General features: G+C 58.5%; 16 protein-coding genes and 1 pseudogene. 8 read left to right on the top strand and 9 right to left on the bottom strand.

All coding sequences use genetic code 11. The annotated features are described in order from the left end of the window. Nucleotides 1-550 precede the first annotated feature (550 nt). Nucleotides 551-2,068, bottom strand: coding sequence for a nucleobase:cation symporter-2 family protein (locus tag KGB23_RS18180; RefSeq protein WP_046047754.1), 1,518 nt, complete (start codon nucleotides 2,066-2,068; stop codon nucleotides 551-553). Nucleotides 2,069-2,309: 241 nt separating this feature from the next. Here KGB23_RS18180 and KGB23_RS18175 point away from each other — a divergent pair, with 241 nt between their 5' ends. Next, nucleotides 2,310-2,795 (top strand): hypothetical protein, encoded by a 486-nt coding sequence (locus tag KGB23_RS18175; protein WP_223432068.1) that lies wholly within the window; start codon nucleotides 2,310-2,312, stop codon nucleotides 2,793-2,795. Between the two features lie 3 nt (nucleotides 2,796-2,798). Here KGB23_RS18175 and KGB23_RS18170 read toward each other — a convergent pair whose 3' ends face one another. The 7 genes and pseudogenes from KGB23_RS18170 to KGB23_RS18145 all read right to left on the bottom strand — a co-directional run bounded on the left by KGB23_RS18170 (nucleotide 2,799) and on the right by KGB23_RS18145 (nucleotide 10,551). Next, a complete protein-coding gene (locus tag KGB23_RS18170; protein ID WP_223432067.1) occupies nucleotides 2,799-3,626 on the bottom strand; it encodes an arylamine N-acetyltransferase family protein in 828 nt (275 codons plus the stop codon). 110 nt (nucleotides 3,627-3,736) lie between these two features. Continuing rightward, nucleotides 3,737-4,531 (bottom strand): exodeoxyribonuclease III, encoded by a 795-nt coding sequence (locus KGB23_RS18165; protein ID WP_223432066.1) that lies wholly within the window; start codon nucleotides 4,529-4,531, stop codon nucleotides 3,737-3,739. A gap of 177 nt (nucleotides 4,532-4,708) precedes the next feature. Beyond that, on the bottom strand, nucleotides 4,709-6,115 hold the full coding sequence (locus tag KGB23_RS18160) for a DUF1254 domain-containing protein (RefSeq protein ID WP_223432065.1): 1,407 nt from the start codon (nucleotides 6,113-6,115) through the stop codon (nucleotides 4,709-4,711). Nucleotides 6,116-6,258: 143 nt separating this feature from the next. Beyond that, nucleotides 6,259-7,830, bottom strand: a complete 1,572-nt coding sequence (locus KGB23_RS18155; protein ID WP_223432064.1) for a GGDEF domain-containing protein — start codon at nucleotides 7,828-7,830, stop codon at nucleotides 6,259-6,261. Nucleotides 7,831-7,895: 65 nt separating this feature from the next. After that, nucleotides 7,896-8,078: pseudogene (locus KGB23_RS30475) on the bottom strand (hypothetical protein); the annotation flags it as partial. Nucleotides 8,079-8,250: 172 nt separating this feature from the next. Next, nucleotides 8,251-8,646: a hypothetical protein gene (locus KGB23_RS18150; protein WP_223432063.1), complete on the bottom strand. Its 396-nt coding sequence runs from the start codon at nucleotides 8,644-8,646 to the stop codon at nucleotides 8,251-8,253. A gap of 147 nt (nucleotides 8,647-8,793) precedes the next feature. Then, entirely contained in the window at nucleotides 8,794-10,551 is a 1,758-nt protein-coding gene (locus KGB23_RS18145; protein ID WP_223432062.1) for a murein L,D-transpeptidase, read from the bottom strand. Nucleotides 10,552-10,632: 81 nt separating this feature from the next. On the opposite strand from KGB23_RS18145, the gene KGB23_RS18140 reads away from it, so the two are divergent. From KGB23_RS18140 to KGB23_RS18115, 6 genes are all read left to right on the top strand, one after another. Further along, nucleotides 10,633-11,337: a murein L,D-transpeptidase catalytic domain family protein gene (locus tag KGB23_RS18140; protein ID WP_223432061.1), complete on the top strand. Its 705-nt coding sequence runs from the start codon at nucleotides 10,633-10,635 to the stop codon at nucleotides 11,335-11,337. Between the two features lie 110 nt (nucleotides 11,338-11,447). Then, a complete protein-coding gene (locus KGB23_RS18135; protein WP_223432060.1) occupies nucleotides 11,448-13,145 on the top strand; it encodes a copper resistance system multicopper oxidase in 1,698 nt (565 codons plus the stop codon). A gap of 11 nt (nucleotides 13,146-13,156) precedes the next feature. Further along, on the top strand, nucleotides 13,157-14,044 hold the full coding sequence (locus KGB23_RS18130; RefSeq protein ID WP_223432059.1) for a copper resistance protein B: 888 nt from the start codon (nucleotides 13,157-13,159) through the stop codon (nucleotides 14,042-14,044). 55 nt (nucleotides 14,045-14,099) lie between these two features. Continuing rightward, complete coding sequence (gene copC, locus KGB23_RS18125) at nucleotides 14,100-14,471, top strand: copper homeostasis periplasmic binding protein CopC (RefSeq protein WP_223432058.1); 372 nt, start codon at nucleotides 14,100-14,102, stop codon at nucleotides 14,469-14,471. A 3-nt stretch (nucleotides 14,472-14,474) separates the two neighbouring features. Further along, complete coding sequence (gene copD / locus KGB23_RS18120) at nucleotides 14,475-15,410, top strand: copper homeostasis membrane protein CopD (protein WP_223432057.1); 936 nt, start codon at nucleotides 14,475-14,477, stop codon at nucleotides 15,408-15,410. A 122-nt stretch (nucleotides 15,411-15,532) separates the two neighbouring features. Further along, a complete protein-coding gene (locus tag KGB23_RS18115; protein WP_223432056.1) occupies nucleotides 15,533-16,318 on the top strand; it encodes a transporter substrate-binding domain-containing protein in 786 nt (261 codons plus the stop codon). 119 nt (nucleotides 16,319-16,437) lie between these two features. On the opposite strand, the gene KGB23_RS18110 is transcribed toward KGB23_RS18115, so the two are convergent. Continuing rightward, nucleotides 16,438-16,656, bottom strand: coding sequence for a hypothetical protein (locus tag KGB23_RS18110; RefSeq protein ID WP_223432055.1), 219 nt, complete (start codon nucleotides 16,654-16,656; stop codon nucleotides 16,438-16,440). A gap of 473 nt (nucleotides 16,657-17,129) precedes the next feature. On the opposite strand from KGB23_RS18110, the gene KGB23_RS18105 reads away from it, so the two are divergent. After that, nucleotides 17,130-17,399, top strand: coding sequence for a hypothetical protein (locus tag KGB23_RS18105; RefSeq protein WP_046047769.1), 270 nt, complete (start codon nucleotides 17,130-17,132; stop codon nucleotides 17,397-17,399). Nucleotides 17,400-17,559: the final 160 nt, after the last annotated feature.

Below are 17,559 nucleotides of genomic sequence, written 5' to 3'. Positions count from 1 at the left end.
CACAAAGTTGACTTGGGAAAGTATGGCTGCCACACCATCGACGATGTCGCGACTCACATAGCCAAAATGGTCGTACCTGGAGCCCCCATCTACTGCGAATTCAAGGAAATGCGAGGAGACCACAGAGTCGCCGTACTCAAAAACCCCACTGGCTCACTCATTCTCGAGCCGAGGAACGAGCGTCGTGGTTTCGGTTACTACGTCGTGACCTGGTATCCCAAAAGACGTGCCGAAGGCACCTTGGTCGGCACCATTGTCAAACCAGATTCCAGGCAATAAAAAAGGCGCCCCAAAGGACGCCTTTTGAATATTTCGAGGAGTAGTCGCAGCGATTCTTTAGCTCCAGACCACGAATGACCTTGGGTTCAGAATCCGACCGGCATGCCAGTCGTCACTACTTCAGAGGGAGCCAGCTTCTCTGCTGCCAACAAGATGGGGGGCCAATACTGGAGGCCAAGCCCAAGGATGCGCAATTGCAGACCTCGATTCCGATTTTCAATCATGACTGGAGCGAGTGTCAACCTGCCTCTCGATCTACCCTTGAGTGCAGTCAGACATGCTCACTGCTTTTCGCATGGATAGGGTGGTGCTCGTCTGACGCATGAGCCACCTCCACCACCGGAATCTCATTCCCGTCGCAGTCACGCAGTTTGCCTTCGCTGAAATAATCCCCTTCGCGCAACGCTGCCAGATCCTGATAACGCAGAACGCGCTCAGTGCCGGCCGCGAACACCGACTGCTGATCGGAGTTACCGGCAGTGAGGTGGTTGAAGGTCAGGTTCAGCACGATGGCCATGATCGCCGACGAGCTGATGCCAGAGTGGAAGATCGTGGCGAACCAGCTTGGGAAGTGGTCGTAGAAGTTCGGCGCAGCGATGGGGATCATGCCGAAGCCGATGGAGGTGGCGACGATGATCAGGTTGACGTTGTTGCGGTAGTCGACCTTGGACAGCGTACGAATACCGCTAGCCGCCACGGTGCCGAACAGCACGATACCGGCGCCGCCGAGGACAGAAGTCGGTACAGCGGCGATGACGCGGCCCATAAACGGCAGCAAACCGAGGATCACCAGAAACAAACCGCCGGTAGCCACCACGAAGCGACTCTTGATGCCGGTCACCGCCACCAGCCCGACGTTCTGGGCGAACGCGCTTTGGGTGAAGGAGCCGAAGATCGGCGCGATCATGCTCGACAGCATGTCGGCGCGCAGGCCGTTGCCCAGGCGTTTGGAATCGACCTTGGTGCCGATGATTTCACCGACGGCGAGGATGTCGGCCGAGGTTTCCACCAGGGTCACCATGACCACGATGCACATCGACAGGATCGCGGCGAAGTGGAAGGTCGGCATGCCAAAGTGGAACGGCGTCGGGAAGCCGAACATCGGGCCTTGAGTGACGGACGAGAAGTCCGCCATGCCAAGGAACACCGCGATCACCGTACCGATGACCATCGCCAACAGGATCGACAAACGCGAGATGGTCGCGCTGCCGATCTTGCTCAACAGCAGAACCAGCACCAGTGTCACCGCCGCCAGACCGATGTTCGCCATGCTGCCAAAGTCCGGGGCATGGCTGTTACCGCCCATGGCCCAGCGTGCAGCCACTGGCATCAGCGTCAGGCCGATGGTGGTGATCACAATGCCCGTGACCAGCGGCGGGAAAAACCTGGTGATTCGAGAGAACACCGGCGTGATCAGCAGGCCGATCAACGACGCGGCAATCACCGCCCCGAGAATCGATTGAAACCCGCCCTCCCCGCCGCTACTGACAATCGCCACCATCGTCGCGACACCAGAGAACGACACGCCCTGTACCAGCGGCAATTGGCAACCGAAAAACGGTAAGCCCAGGGTTTGCAGCAGCGTCGCCAGCCCCCCTGCAAACAATGAAGCAGCAATCAACAAACCAATGTCCGCTGGCGAGAGCCCGGCCGCCTGGCCGATGATCAAAGGCACCGCAACGATGCCGCCGTACATGGTCAGAACGTGTTGCAGGCCGTAAGCCATATTCGCGCCGACCCCGAGATTTTCATCCTCAGGCCGCTGGTGTGAAACATGGGGCGTTTTCATGGTTTGGGGGGTTCCCTGGTTTTTGTTGTGCGCACACTGTATTCAATACTCAGGACAAATGTCTATAGAGTTGTATACAACTAATCAGTCAGATTATGGACACATGGCCATTCCACACCTGAGACTTGCGCCGCACCTTCCCTGATATGAAGCCAAAACCTCCCGGCAACATGACGCAAGGCAAGACGTGCACTACCTTGATAGAGGTACGCTCTTACTGAGTCCACGATAGGAAATCTACATGAGCAAGGCTGACCAACTCGCCGCGAAACTGAAGCAAACCCAGCAGTCCAGCGCCGACGAGACACTCTGTGCAGATCACCAAATAGACAGCTGGCCTGCACAGGTTTACGAGCTGTACCACCTCATCGAAACCTGGCTGGAGCCGCTCAGCGAAGCCGGGCTGAACATCCGGCGAGTGCCGACGCACGTCTTCGAGCGTCATCCCGACGGGGCGACCTACGACTACGCCATCGACCAGTTACTGATTGAAGGCAACCACCACAGCATCACCTTCGACCCCGTCGCTCGTTTCACTGAGGATGGTGCCGGGCGGGTCGAGATCCGCACACAGGCAAAGGCACTTTCGATGCTGCGAACCGTGAGTGAACACGGCGAGACGCAGTGGTGGCTGCAGGCGATCGATCAATCCGGGCAACAACCGGATGCAATTGCCATGACCGAAGACAATCTGCTGTCGGTGGTGCAGGAGGGACTGCAGCTGTGAGGCTCAGGGCTGTTGAATCAGCCCTTCAATAACCCGGCGCAATGCCGCCTCCCGTGGCACCCGAATGTCGAATTCGCTGCGCAACAAACCCAGCAATTCATCCACATCCGTCACTTGCCGCCGTTCAGTCTCACTGCCGATCCGATGAATCGCAAAACTGCCGTTGTTCAGCGTGCGGCGCCACCCTTCGCCGGTGCGCGCCACCATCAGCTGCCTGGCGAAAGACGACTCCGGATGGGTCGAGACGTACCAGTTGCCAACGGCGTAATCGATGTCTTCCTGGCGCTGCAAATCGAAAATGTACATCGCCCGCCATTCGCCGGCGACGTTGGCGCGCAGGGTGAAGCCATCCTCGTGCGGCTCGATGCGATAGGGTTCGTGAGGTGTGAACTGTTCAGCCGGGGTATCGAGCATCAGCGGTGCGGTGGGCACCATGCCGCCGAAGCCGACGTCGGTGATGTAGCGTACGCCGTCAAGGGTCACCAGGCTCAAGCGGTGTGTCCGGGCGGTCCATGCGCCTTCGGGCTGGCCCATGACCACTCGGCCGGAGATACCGCGAGCGTCGAAGCCCAGTGCCTGGAGCAAGGCCAGGAACAGGTTGTTGAGTTCGTAGCAGTAACCACCGCGGCCATCGTGCAGGACCTTTTGCTCGATGGACGGCAGGTCGATGAGCACCGGCTGACCCGACAACGTGGTGAGGTTTTCGAACGCGAAGGCGCCGGTGTGGCGCAATTGAAGTTGGCGCAGGGTTTCCAGGGTTGGCGCCGGAGGCGCGTCGAAGCCCAGGCGCTGCAGGTACAACGCAAGATTGCTCAGGTGTGGCTCGCTCATTGCTCGATCCTTATGCAGGGGGCCGGATTTCTCCGCCGATGGGCGCCATGTATAAGGGATAAAGCGGCTCGACTGACAATTGATTTAGCCAATCGCCGCACATGCCAATATCAACGCTGCTTGCGCGAACTCAAGCGAATCCACGTCGGCGCATGATCACTCGCATGGGGCTCGTTGCGAACCCAGGCATCGACTCCAGCCTGCTGCAGATAAGGACTCAACGCCGGGTTAAGCAACAGATGATCGATGCGCAGCCCTGAGTTCTTTTGCCAGTGCTGGCGAAAATAATCCCAGAAGGTATAGAGCCGATCTTCCGGATGCAGATGGCGCAAGGAATCGGTCCAGCCCTGACCCAGCAGACGCTGATAACACTCGCGGCTTTCAGGTTGCAGCAACGCATCCTTCAGCCAGGATCGCGGGTTGTAGATGTCGAGGTCGGTGGGCACCACGTTGTAGTCACCGGCCAACACCACGGGATGCTCACTGGCCTGAAGCGTCTGCGCGTAGCGGATCAGCCGTTCAAACCACGCCAGCTTGTAATCGAACTTCGGCCCCGGCTGCGGGTTGCCGTTGGGCAGGTACAGGCAACCCACCAGAATCCCGTGCACGGCGGCCTCCAGATACCGGCTATGGGTGTCGCTGTCATCACCCGGCAGGCCTCGACGACTCTCCAGCGGCTGAGCATCCCGCGCCAGAATCGCCACGCCGTTCCACGAAGACTGACCTTGCCAGATCGCGCCGTAGCCAGCGGCCTCAAGCTCGGCGGCGGGGAATGCACTGTCAACCGACTTGAGCTCCTGCAAACACGCAATGTCCGGTTGCTCTCGCGCAAGCCAGGCCAACAAGTTCGGCAGTCGGGCGCGCATGCCGTTGACGTTGAATGTCGCGATTTTCAGGTTCTTCATGTTCCAACGCTCGCAACGCAGGGTCGATGTCCAGTTGTGACCGGGGGTGCGCCCCGGCAGTTGCCTCTACGAGCGAGTCAGGCGACTAAAGGCACGCCCCTACACTGGAAACTCGTCATGCGACGCCTTGAGCAATGGCAGCAACGCCTGCTTTTCCATAGGCCGACTCACGCGGGACTAGGCTGGCTTGACCGGTGGCGGGTTCCACTTGCCGTTCAAAACCTCGGGCTTGGGCCCATACAAACGCATGGTCAGGTTGAACCCGCCCTTCGGTGCCGGCAGCCAATTGGCTTCAAGGTCCTTGCCGGGGTTTTCGTGCTGGAAGTAGATGTCCAGCGAACCGTCGGCGTTCGTCTTGAACGGCATCCAGCTACTGAACGCAAACCGGTTGAGCGCATTGCCGACCTGGAATCCTTCAGGGTCGTACAAGGTGATCGACCAGAAAGCGTTTACCGGCGGCATTTCACCCTTGTCGAAATGCAGCACGTACTTGTTCGCTCCATCGAGTGGCTTGCCTTCGACATCGCCGATGTTCAGTGGATAAATCGCATCCTCGGGCAAGTTGGCGCCGAGCCCCATCTGCGCAACGATCGCGCGCTTGAGGTAGTAGTTGCCGTAGACGCCCATGGTGTCGGTGTTCATCGACCAGCCGTTGACCACGCGGGCGAGGGTTGGAACCTTCCACGTCATCAGCGCCTGCGCGTCCTTGGGCACGGTCTGAAGTGCTGCTTTGATTTCAGGGTCCAACGCATCCATGTCGAACGATTTTCCGGGTTCGATACCGATACGCTTGATCTGCGCCAGGATCGGTTGATCGGTGATGTGCGCAGGGTGCACTTTGAGCAATTCGGCGGCGTAGGCGAAGTAGTCGGCCGCCGACATTGAGTCCACCTGGATCTTGGGCGGGGTCTTCATGTCCACGGCAGGGTCAATTTTCACGCTGGCTGCCTCGGGACTTTTACCCAGTCGGGACAACGGTGTCACGGTGTAGCCAGCCTGAATTTTGTGCACCGCCGCGTAGTCCGCAGCGCCGTCGGTCTTGGTGCGGCCAATGACCCAGACAAAGGGCGTAGGCGCCGGCAGATGGTTCAGTCCGGCAGGCACCGTCCCGGTCCAGCCCGGCGGTGTCACCAGAAACTGCCCCGCTTGGGTGCCCGTGGTGCGCCAACCCGGTGAGGCGAACACATCGGTCCACATGTCGAGCATCGGCAGCAAGTAAAAACGCCCGGCCGTATCGGGCGCTGCGATCACCAGCGGTTCTTGGGTCAAATCCAGCCAGGCAATGGAATACAAGGTGTCGAAGTTCGAGCGCACCACCCCTTTGAAATTGGCAGGTGGATACTGCGGCACGCTGATAAACATATTCATCGGACCTTTACCGAATTCCTTGCCCGGCTCGATATTGGTGAATTGCTTGCGGGTGATGTCCATGGTCAACAGCGGGTAAAAATAAAGGTAGGCATCCACGCCGATGGCGTGTGCTTCTTCGGCTGTGACTTTCGATTGAGCGTGGCTCGCGAGCGGAAAGATGGCGCAGGCTGCAACGGTTAGAGCAACGGCTGCCAATGCTTGAGTAATCAACATTTTGACGATCATCCGTGCGGTGGGGAGACCTGCCGGGATCGGCAGCGTTACCGCAACTCTAGACGATCAATTGAAGGGGATCTGACAGGCAGACAGCCGGCTGGCCGGGGTGTTGCGCGGGTGAAACACCCTCTCGAGACACCTCAACGATCCGAACGCATCAGTGCCTCGACACCGCCCTCCATCGACAGCACCGCCGAGCGGTTTCGCCCCGAATGCTTGGCTTGATACAGCGCCGCATCCGCACGTTCGATGAACACCTCCATACTGTCCCGCCCCGTCGGCACAAACGAGTAACAACCCAGACTGACCGTCACGAAGCCCGTGGGTGAACCGCTGTGGATGATGTTCTTGTCCATGACGCTGCGCCGGATCTGCTCGGCAATCACCATCGCGCCGTGAATGTCAGTGTCGGGCAGCAATACCGCAAACTCCTCACCGCCGTAGCGCACTGCCAAATCGGCTTTTCGATGGCAGCACCCCTTCACCGCCCGCGCCACTTCAGCCAGGCAATGGTCTCCCGCCACGTGGCCATAAGCGTCGTTGTAGCGCTTGAAGTAATCGATATCGAGCATGATCAGGCTCAGCGAACTCGACTGCCGGGCACCTCGGCCGAACTCGATGTCCAGCGCTCCCTCGAACAGCCGGCGATTGCCCAGGCCGGTCAGGCTGTCGTGGGTCGCGATCAGCTTCAGCGCTTCCTTCGCCTTGCGCAAATCCGCCTCGACCTGTTCGCCGACACGCACCTGATAAAGGAACATCCATCCGAACAGCCCCACGCCCAACACCACCAGGGCAACAATGACTGTGGAGCGAAATGCCGTGTCGTTCCAATCCTTGAGAATCGAATCCCTGGACGAGGCGGCAGACACGACCAGCGGATAAGCGTCGAGCTGACGGTAGCCATACAACCGCACAACACCATCGACCAGAGAGCTGAACATCGCGTTACCGGAGGGTGCGTTGGGCAGCAATTTCTCGAAGATCTCGCTCTTGGCCAGTGATGTGCCAATCAGCGATTCCACAAACGGCCGTCGCGCCAGCAGCGTTCCGTCGGTCAAGCCCAAAAACATCGAACCGTTGTCATCAATGCTGAAGCTTTTGAAGAACTGATCGAAGTACGCCATCTTGATGCCGGCCAACAAGACGCCCTGGAAATTGCCATTTTTGTCATTCACACGCTTGGATATCGGAATGATCCACTCGCCATTTTCCCGACTGCGAATCGCCGGCCCGATGTGCGCCAGGGACGAGACGTTCTGCTGGTGGAATTTGAAGTACTCGCGATCCGACACACCCGGGCCGCGCGGCAGATTTTCGAAGGAGCTAACGATCCACTGCCCCTTCTGGTCGAACAGAAGTATCCCGTGCAATTGATTCAGCGCCTGCACCCGCCGGGCGAATATTTTCTGCAAGTGTGGCTTTTGGGGCGTGCCGAAACCGTCAGCCTGAATCCAGTCGGCCAGACTGGTCAGCACCAGATCGGCTTGCATGAAGGTGTCTTCGGCCTGCTGCGCCATGGCCCGCGTCAGGTTTGATGACGCCACTTGCGCCAACGCCAGGTCATGCCGGCGCGACTGCTCCAGTTGCAGGTAAAGCAAACCACACAGGCTCAGGCACACGACCGCAATAAACAGTACCGCTGCTTTGCGCAGAGGTAACCGTTTCAACGTGACGCCGGTGGCGTTGTGCGGATCGTGAAGAGGGGTAGGCAAAAGCTCGTCCTGTAAGGGTAAGGCATGGGCAACACCCCAAAACCCTTATTTTTTGTGAGCTTAGTCTACAGGGGTGTAAGGGGCAAATGTCCTTTGGCTAGCCGCCGCATCGCACTGTGCAAATGCGCCCGAGCACTTTCTGCATCCCCCAGGCGCATTTGCTCGTACGCCCGCCGGGCAATCTCATGGGCCACCGGTTTGAGTTCGCGCTGGGTCGCCATCGCCATCAACTGCACTTGGGCGACACGGCGGTGCGCTGGTCAAGCGCGAACCGGACAGCGGGCCGTGCTGGGCAGCCGCGAGGGAGCACTGACCGCGTTGCAACGGGCGTTGGTGGAGTTTTTGCGCGATGAGCTGGGCCAGGCATGATCACAAAGAATGGGCGTACCACGAACGCCCATTCCTTCTCGAGCATTACCATCAAGGCGCGAGCTTCAGATGTGCGTTAACTCTCCCGTTTTTTGGGTCGACAAACCAATACTCATTATTGGCGACCTTCACTTGGCTGCACTCCGCTGGGTACTTGTTAGGTATGACGCAAACAACACCGTCTTTGAGAGTCCACCGTTCTTTCTCCGGCGCGTCAGGCGCCATCTCGAACACATCGATACCATCGGCTAAAAACCTGATCGAGTAGGGGTGACTGCCCTGCCGGGTGGTTCCATAAAACTGCTTACCCACTAACGAGCTATGAATTTGCCCATCGTCTAGTGTCATCGCTGATGCCGGAACCGGTGGAGGTTCATAACTACTGCTGGTTGCGCAGCCTGCCAAACAGACCATCAGGATCGATGCGCCAAATTTTAATAAAGTCATGCCACACCTTCCTTGTAAGTACCGGAAGAATGTCCGGATAAATCAAAGCTTAGGCGACGCTGATTTACGATCCGACGCAGGTGCCGAACGGTTGACGCAGAGCGCTTGCATCGTTGGTGCATTGATGGCCTGCAAGTCCCGCTTCCTTCACGGCCATTGCCGGTTTTGCCCCGTCGCGACAGCGGAAGTTCCTGCTCGTCGCACATCCAGAACGGGCAATTCCGAAGGCAGATTCAATCCCCGCAGCACCGCGGAGTCGTACCCGTATACGTCAGGTTTAAACATCACTCGACCATCGTTACTCAGGTCCACCGTCCAGTAAGCCAACAGCACCGGCACCTTGACGGGCAGCCTGATGTTTTCGGTTTTGCCGTTAGCCAACTGGGCCTGTATCCCGGCGCTGTTCCAACGAACCGGGTCGTTGAACAACAGCTCTACCAACTGCAACGGGTTCTCCACTCGTATGCAACCTGAACTGGTGGCACGGCGCGATTGCGCAAACAACTCGCGATGTGGCGTGTCGTGGAGATAAATCGAATACTCATTGGGAAACCGAATGACCACCTGCCCCAACGAATTATCCGGCCCGGCATCCTGCCGCAGGGTGATACCGCGCGCGTTATCCCAGTCGACGGTCGACGGATCGAGCACATTCCCCTCTCGATCAAGGGCTCTTATACGGTTGGCGGCAAGGTAGCCAGGGTCTCTTTGAATCTTCGGCAGCATGTCTTTGACGAGGATCGTCGGTGGCACGGTCCAGGTGGGGTTGAACGTTACGTAAGTAATCTCGGATTGAAACACCGGCGTACTGCGGAACGGCTTACCCACCTGAACCCGGGAACGCCATATCGCCTTACCGTCGCGATAAAGCGCCACCTTGTAACCCGCAATATCGACGATGACAAAAGTGCCCTGAAGTTTGAACAGCAACCAACGCGCGCGCTCCATGTTCACCCGAACCTGGTCTATCCGCGCCTCTACGGGCACATTCAACGCAGCCAGTGTCGCGGCTCCCGCCACGCCATCCGCCCCCAGGTATTGCTCGGTCTGATACTTTTTCACCGCTGCGGTGACGCTGTCGTCGTAATCAGTGCGTTGCTTCTTTGATGGGGCCAGATAACCACCCACCACCAAACGTGCTCGCAACTGCGCGACAGAGGCGTCATCCATGCCTGGCTTGAGCGATTGGCCTTCGGCAATCTTCGGCCAGCCACCCGCATCCCGAACCTTGCGCAGTTGCGCCAGGCCTACGCGCAGGCTACGGTAAACCGCCTCTTGTGGCGGCGCTTGCGCAAAGGCGCGCGCCACGTCATGAGCATCAAGCGCGGCGAACAAGTTATTCATGTCTCCACGAGGATCGGCGCCGACAGGGTCGAAATTCCAGTGGATGTCCAGACGCGAAGGGTCAACCTTGCCGCGCCGCAATTGCAGCAGCGCCGTGATAAAGGTCCGGGTCGCCGCGATATCGAACGCCGCCCGTTGCGCCACCGTCGGCTCTGCTGCCTGCATCGACGCTCTGGCGTTAGCCAACTCATCAATATGAAAGTCCGCAGGGTCCAGCCCGTCGGCCCGGGTCTCGCTCAGGCTTTTCAATAACTGAATGACATCGTTGTCGTTCGCCCAGGCCGAGCGATAACCCCGATGCATGTAAAAATCCATGACCACACGACTCGGATCCACCCGTTGATGACCACGGGAAGTGAGCAAGGGTGGAAACGCTGAACTCAATGGCTCAAGTGCCGCCTGAATCGTTTGAGCGACGTAATCGTCAGGTGCTGCGCCAGTTCTGCTGATGGCAGCAGATACCGCCTCAATCGGCGAAGTTTCTGCCATCGCTGCGCCGCTGATCAGAAAGCCCATAAAAAAGATGCGGCTTATGACGAATAACCTTGTTAACTGCCCCATGGATAATCCTTAATCGCCCCGTATTCAACGGCTAGCATCCTGCACACTGCTAGACTCGAAACATTAATGTGAGACTTTCATATGGCGCTAGACCGCTTTGGTTTCCTATTCACGGCCTTGCTGCTGACGTCAGTTTCGGTACCGGCAGCCTACGCCGATTCGCTTGAAACCGCGCTGCTCAAAGCAGCACCTGGCGCCAACGCCAAAGTCATCGGGCTGGCCGTACGCGCTACCCAATGCAGCTTGGCCCAAGGTAAAGCACCTGTCCAAAGACTTGCTGTCATCGACTACTCACTGCCTTCGACCGAACAACGGTTGTGGGTGTTCGATCTGAAGAAACGTAAATTACTGTTCCACGAACTGGTCGCCCACGGTCGCAACAGCGGCGAGAACATGGCGGTCAAGTTCTCCAACCAGAATGAAAGCTTTGCCACCAGCCTTGGTTTATATCGGACCCAATCGAGCTATGTCGGCCAAAACGGTTATTCCTTGCGCATGGAAGGATTGGAGCCGGGTTTCAACGACAACGCATTTGAGCGGGCGATCGTTATTCACGGGGCGCCCTATGTCAGTCCGGTTCTTGCCCGAGCGAATGGCCGGATCGGTAGAAGCCTGGGTTGTCCGGCTGTGCGGCCGGCGATTGCGCATAAGCTGATTGATTCGATGAAAGATGGGCAGTTGTTGTTTTCTTACTATCCGGATCAGCGTTGGTTGAAGTCGTCTTCGTATATCAATTGCGGTGGCGGCACTGTGGCCGCAGCGTCAACGCCCGATACACGCCAATAAATACGGCATGAACCTGACAAAACTGTAATCCCCGCCTCAGCCTGCTGAAAGGCATCGCCCGTTAGCCTCGTCGTCAAGCTCTCTCCACGCTGACGGACCGGGAACACGGCATGCACTCCAACACATCAAGACGCACCTTCGTGAAGGGCCTGGCCGCGGGCGGGCTCCTCGGCGGCCTCGGGTTATGGCGCACGCCTGTCTGGGCGGTCACCAGTCCTGGCGAACCTCAGGTGCTGGCGGGCACCGATTTCGACCTGCTCATCGGCGAAACCCCGGTCAACATCACCGGCAACCCGCGCACCGCGATGACCATCAACGGCGGTATTCCCGGCCCCCTGCTGCGTTGGCGCGAAGGCGACACAGTTACATTGCGGGTGAAGAACAAACTCAACGCCGACACCTCCATTCACTGGCACGGCATCTTGCTGCCGGCCAACATGGACGGCGTGCCGGGGCTGAGCTTTCACGGCATCGAGCCGGGTGGGATGTACGTCTATCAATTCAAGGTCCGACAGAACGGCACGTACTGGTACCACAGCCATTCAGGCTTACAGGAACAGTCCGGCGTTTACGGGCCGTTGGTGATCGATGCGAAGGAGCCGGAGCCTTTCCAGTACGACCGCGATTACGTGGTGATGCTGACCGACTGGACCGACGAAGATGCCGTCGACCTGATGAAGACGCTGAAAAAACAGTCCGATTACTACAACTACAACAAACCCACCGTGGGTGATTTCATCCACGACGTCAGCGAGAAAGGTTGGGGTTCCACGGTCGCCGATCGAAAGATGTGGGCCGAAATGAAGATGAACCCCACGGACCTCGCCGACGTCAGCGGCGCAACTTACACCTACTTGATGAACGGCCAGGCGCCGAACTCGAACTGGACGGGCGTGTTCCGACCGGGCGAGAAGCTGCGCCTGCGCTTCATCAACGGCTCCGCCATGACGTACTTCGACGTGCGCATTCCCGGGCTGAAAATGACGGTGGTCGCTGCGGATGGGCTGCACGTCAAACCGGTGAGCGTCGATGAGTTTCGCATTGCGGTGGCGGAGACCTTCGATGTGATTGTCGAGCCGACCGAAGCGGCTTACACCTTGTTCGCCCAGTCGATGGATCGGACTGGCTTTGCACGCGGCACGCTTGCAGCGAAGGCTGGTTTATCCGCGCCGGTACCGCCGCTGGACCCTCGACCGCTGGTGACCATGGATGACATGGGCATGGGCGGGATGGATCACGGCAGCATGGCGGGCATGGATCACAGCGCCATGGCCATACCCGGCATGCAGTCCCACCCTGCGACGGAAAACAACAACCCGCTGGTGGACATGCAAGCCATGACCACCGCCCCCAAACTCGACGATCCCGGCCTCGGCCTGCGCAACAACGGCCGCCGCGTCCTGACCTATTCCGACCTGCGCAGCACCTTCGAAGACCCGGACGGCCGCGAGCCGAGCCGTACCATTGAATTGCACCTCACAGGCCACATGGAGAAATTCGCCTGGTCGTTCAATGGCGTGAAGTTCTCCGATGCCGAACCCGTGCGCCTCAAATACGGCGAGCGGGTTCGGGTGGTGCTGGTCAACGACACGATGATGACCCACCCGATCCATCTGCACGGCATGTGGAGCGACCTCGAAGACGAGAACGGCGAGTTCATGGTGCGCAAACACACCATCGACATGCCGCCCGGCTCCCGGCGCAGCTATCGGGTGACCGCCGATGCGCTCGGTCGTTGGGCCTATCACTGCCATCTCCTGTACCACATGGAAATGGGCATGTTCCGTGAAGTTCGCGTGGAAGAATGAGGCGCCTACCGATGACCAGACTCACTCCAATTTCATTGGCACTCGTGACCGCGAGCCTGACCCTCTCTTCGGCGATGGCCGCCACCGACGACATGCAGAACATGGATCACAGCCAGATGCAGGGCATGGACCCTAGCCAAATGCAAAGCATGGACGACGGCCAGATGCAGCCAGCCGCGCCGACCGAAAGCCGCACGCCGATCCCGGCACTGACCGATGCCGACCGCGCCGCGGTGTACGCCAGCCCAACCGGCCACGGCGTGCATGACACCGCGCTCAACCATTACTTCCTCGCCGACAAACTCGAATGGCAGGACGCTGACGACGGCAGCACCCTGGCCTGGGATCTCTCCGGCTGGATCGGCGGCGACATCGATCGCCTGTGGCTGCGCTCCGAAGGCGAACGCACCAACGGCAAAACCGAAGACGCCGAAATCCAGGCCCTGTGGGGCCACGCGATCTCCCCGTGGTGGGACGTGGTAACCGGCGTTCGCCAGGATTTCAAACCCGGCGATCCGCAAACCTGGGCCGCGTTTGGCGTGCAAGGGATGGCGCTGTACAACTTCGAAACCGAAGCCACCGCCTTCATCGGCGAAGGCGGCCAAACCGCCGCGCGACTGGAAGGCGACTACGACATCCTGCTGACCAACCGGCTGATCCTGCAACCGACCGCCGAACTCAACTTCTACGGCAAAAACGATCCGCAACGGGGTATCGGTTCCGGGTTATCCAACACCGAAGCCGGCTTGCGACTGCGCTATGAAATCCGCCGGGAAATCGCGCCTTACATCGGTGTGACCTGGAACCGCACCTACGGCAAAACCGCCGACTTCGCCAACGATGAAGGTGAGGATCGCAGCGAAGCACGCCTCGTTCTTGGCGTTCGCCTGTGGTTCTAAACGCATTAACTCAACAACCAAAAAAACAACCGCTTAAAGCGGTAAGAGGCCTTGCATGCGCATGATTAAAACTACCGCTGTTGCCATTGGGCTGCTCATGAGCGCGCTCGCTCAAGCGCACCCGAAACTGCTCTCTTCCACCCCGGCGGAAGGTGCGGATGGCGCGACACCCGGCAAAATCGAACTGCACTTCTCGGAAAACCTCATGACCCAGTTCTCCGGCGCAAAATTGGTCATGACAGAAATGCCCGGCATGGCGCACTCCCCCATGCCCATGAAAGCCAAAGTCTCTGGTGGTAGCGATCCGAAGACCATGGTCATCACACCGCTTTCGCCACTGCCTGCCGGCACCTACAAAGTCGAATGGCGCGCGGTGTCGTCGGACACCCACCCGATCACCGGCAACGTCACGTTCAAAGTGAAGTGATTGATGAGCGACTCGGTCAGCATTGCACTGCGCTTTGGGTTGTATGTGGATTTGATGCTGTTGTTTGGGCTGGCGCTGTTTGGGCTGTATAGCCTGAAAGAACAGGAGCGGGTGTCAGGGGTGGCGCTGCCGCTTCGGTCGATGTTGACCGGGGCGGCGTTGCTGGGCGTGCTGCTTTCTGTCGCCAGCATGGTGATGATGGCGAGCGCCATGAGCGGTGAAACGGACTTTGCCGAGCTGCGTCCGCATATCGAGATGATGGTGTTGGAGACGGATGTCGGGTTGGCCTGGGTCGTGCGCATCATCGCGTTGGTTATCGCCAGTCTGGCGGTGATGCTCAATCGCCGTGCGCCCGGATTCAGCCTGCTGATCGCGTCTTTTGCCGGCGCTATCGCCCTGGCCAGCCTGGCCTGGAGCGGTCACGGGGCGATGGATGAAGGTAGCCGGCGGTATTGGCATTTCATCACTGACATCTTGCATCTGCTGGCTTCGGGGGCCTGGCTCGGTGCGCTGGTTGCGCTTGCCTTGATGGCAAAGATCAACGATCTGCAAACCGAGGAACGCATCAGATTGCTGGCTCGGGCTGTCAGCCGATTTGAATGGGTGGGTGCAGTGATCGTGGCCGTCATCACGGTCACGGGAGTCGTGAACTACCTGTTCATCGTCGGCCCAACGCTCGACGATGTCTTGCTCAGTACCTACGGGATTTTGCTGTCCATCAAAATCGCGCTGTTTGCCGGGATGCTGGTGCTCGCCGCGTTGAACCGGTTTCACCTGGGGCCGTTTTTGCAGCGGTCGTTGCGTGAGGGTCAGTATCGGGTGGCGGCGAACACGTTGCGGCGCAGCGTGGTGGTTGAATTGGCGGCGGCGGTGTTGATTGTGGGGTTGGTGGCTTGGTTGGGGACGTTGAGTCCGGAAATGGAGATGGCGGGGCAATAGCTCTCACGAGTAATGGTCAGGCTGCAGCCAATCAAGTGCTACAACATCCCACGCCAATGTTGAGTGGGGCAGCAGAAAGTAAGTACTCTCAGCCCCCACTCCATCATGGAAGCCGGATAACAATGAACAACCTAAAAAGCACAATGATGCTCGGTGGCCTGCTCGCTCTATCGTTTGCCGCTCAGGCAGAGCCATCGCACTTGGACAGCGTCCTCCAACAGGGCCAACTGCGCGTGTGCACAACAGGCGACTACAAACCCTATACCGTCAAAGCCGAGGACGGCGAATACTCGGGCATCGACATCGCCATGGCCCGCTCGCTGGCCGACAGCCTGGGCGTCAAGGTCGAGTGGGTGCAGACCACCTGGAAAACCCTGATGCCCGACATGCTCGCGGGCAAATGCGACATCGGCGTCGGCGGCATCTCGGTCACACTGGAACGCCAGAAAAAGGCCTTCTTCAGCACCACACTGGACGTCGACGGCAAAATCCCACTGGTGCGCTGCGAAGATCAGGCGCTGTACCAGACCGTCGAGCAAATCAACCAGCCTTCGGTTCGGTTGGTCGAACCGGCCGGCGGCACCAACGAAGCCTTTGTTCACGCCTTTCTACCCAAGGCGCAATTGCGCCTTCACGACAACGTGACCATCTTTCAGGAGCTGCTGGACAAGAAGGCTGACGTGATGATTACCGACGCCTCGGAAGCGCTCTATCAGCAGAAACTCAAACCCGGCCTGTGCGCGGTGAACCCGAAGCAATTCATGCAGTACGGCGAAAAGGCTTACTTGCTACCGCGTGATGACATGACCTGGAAGCTGTACGTCGATCAGTGGCTGCACCTGGCCAAAGTCACAGGCAACTACCAAAAAGTTTTGGGTCAGTGGATAGCAACACCCGAACCCAAATAACCGCACGTACACAATCCCTGTAGCAGCTGGCGAAGCCTGCGTCCGGCTGCGCAGCAGTCGCCAACCCAAAGCACACGGCACATCAGGCAAAACGCAAAACGGCGGAAACACTTCCGCCGTTAATCGTCGTGCAACAACCCCGAACCGTACTCGCCGAAGCTGTTGCCGAGCGCACTGCCATGGAAATTCATCTTATTGGGGTTGTTGGTAGGCCCCGGACCAAAACCGGCAGACGGCAGCGTGGCTTCCGAATATTCGCTATGGGTGCTTGCACCCGAGCAGGCGCTCAATAGCAATGCGCCGGCGATCAGAGCGACTTTGAAGAGGTTCGAGATCATTTTTCAGTTTCCTGTGGGTGGGAAGCGCGGTGACCTTAGGTAGTCATCCTATGCCGCGAGACCGCCGGGAATTATGAAACTTTGTTCGGCGACAGCGTTGGTTCAGGTAGTGATTGCTTGAGGCAAAAAAAGGGACTTCTCCAGACAAACTGTCAAAAGAGCAACGTCCTACACGACTCTGGGAATTGTCCGTACACTTGCGCATTGCTGTGCCTTTGTCACGAGGCCTATAGTCCGGTCCACGCCCAAATGGCGTGTCGGGTTTGGCGACTCGATGACCTGGTACAGAAGCCTCCGAGTAGTTCTCGGAGCGCTTTTGAACGCACTTGGCTACCTTTTTTTGGTGGCTGTGCGTGGGAGACCTTAGGGTCTGCCGGTTTTACCATGGTCCGGTTCGCCAACCCGCGCACAGCTACCACCCTATTGTTTGGCGACGATTGAGTGGTAGGTCTTCCTCCTACATGGAATCACTCATGAAAGAATATATGGCTTTGACCAGTAACGCCGACGACCTTCCCTCGCTGTATGTAAACACCACCCAACCGCTGCACTCACTGCTTAGCACCGCACGCTACCGAATTGGTGCGGTAACGCAGATCCTGGAAAACCTCGCGATGCGCGGTGATATCACCACGGACTCGGTCATCCTCAGCGACTTCGCAATGCTTTGCTGCATACCGTTGCGCGATGGCTGTGATGTGCTGGATGTCATTGCGCGACGTATGGATGCTGAACCGTCCTGACGTCACAAAGGGGCGCCCTTCCCGGACGCCCCTTGTAGTGGTTCAGTTTTTTTGAACCGCTCTGTAGGAGCATTAAGCCGCTTGCTGCTCAAACAGCGCAGGCGGCAGGTGGTTCGAAGCGGAATGGCAACGGCGATGGTTGTAATGTGAGATGAAGCCC

Origin of the sequence: Pseudomonas sp. GL-B-26 (genome assembly GCF_019947405.1) — a bacterium.
Classification (GTDB): domain Bacteria; phylum Pseudomonadota; class Gammaproteobacteria; order Pseudomonadales; family Pseudomonadaceae; genus Aquipseudomonas.
This window is presented reverse-complemented; position numbering and strand designations above follow the sequence as displayed.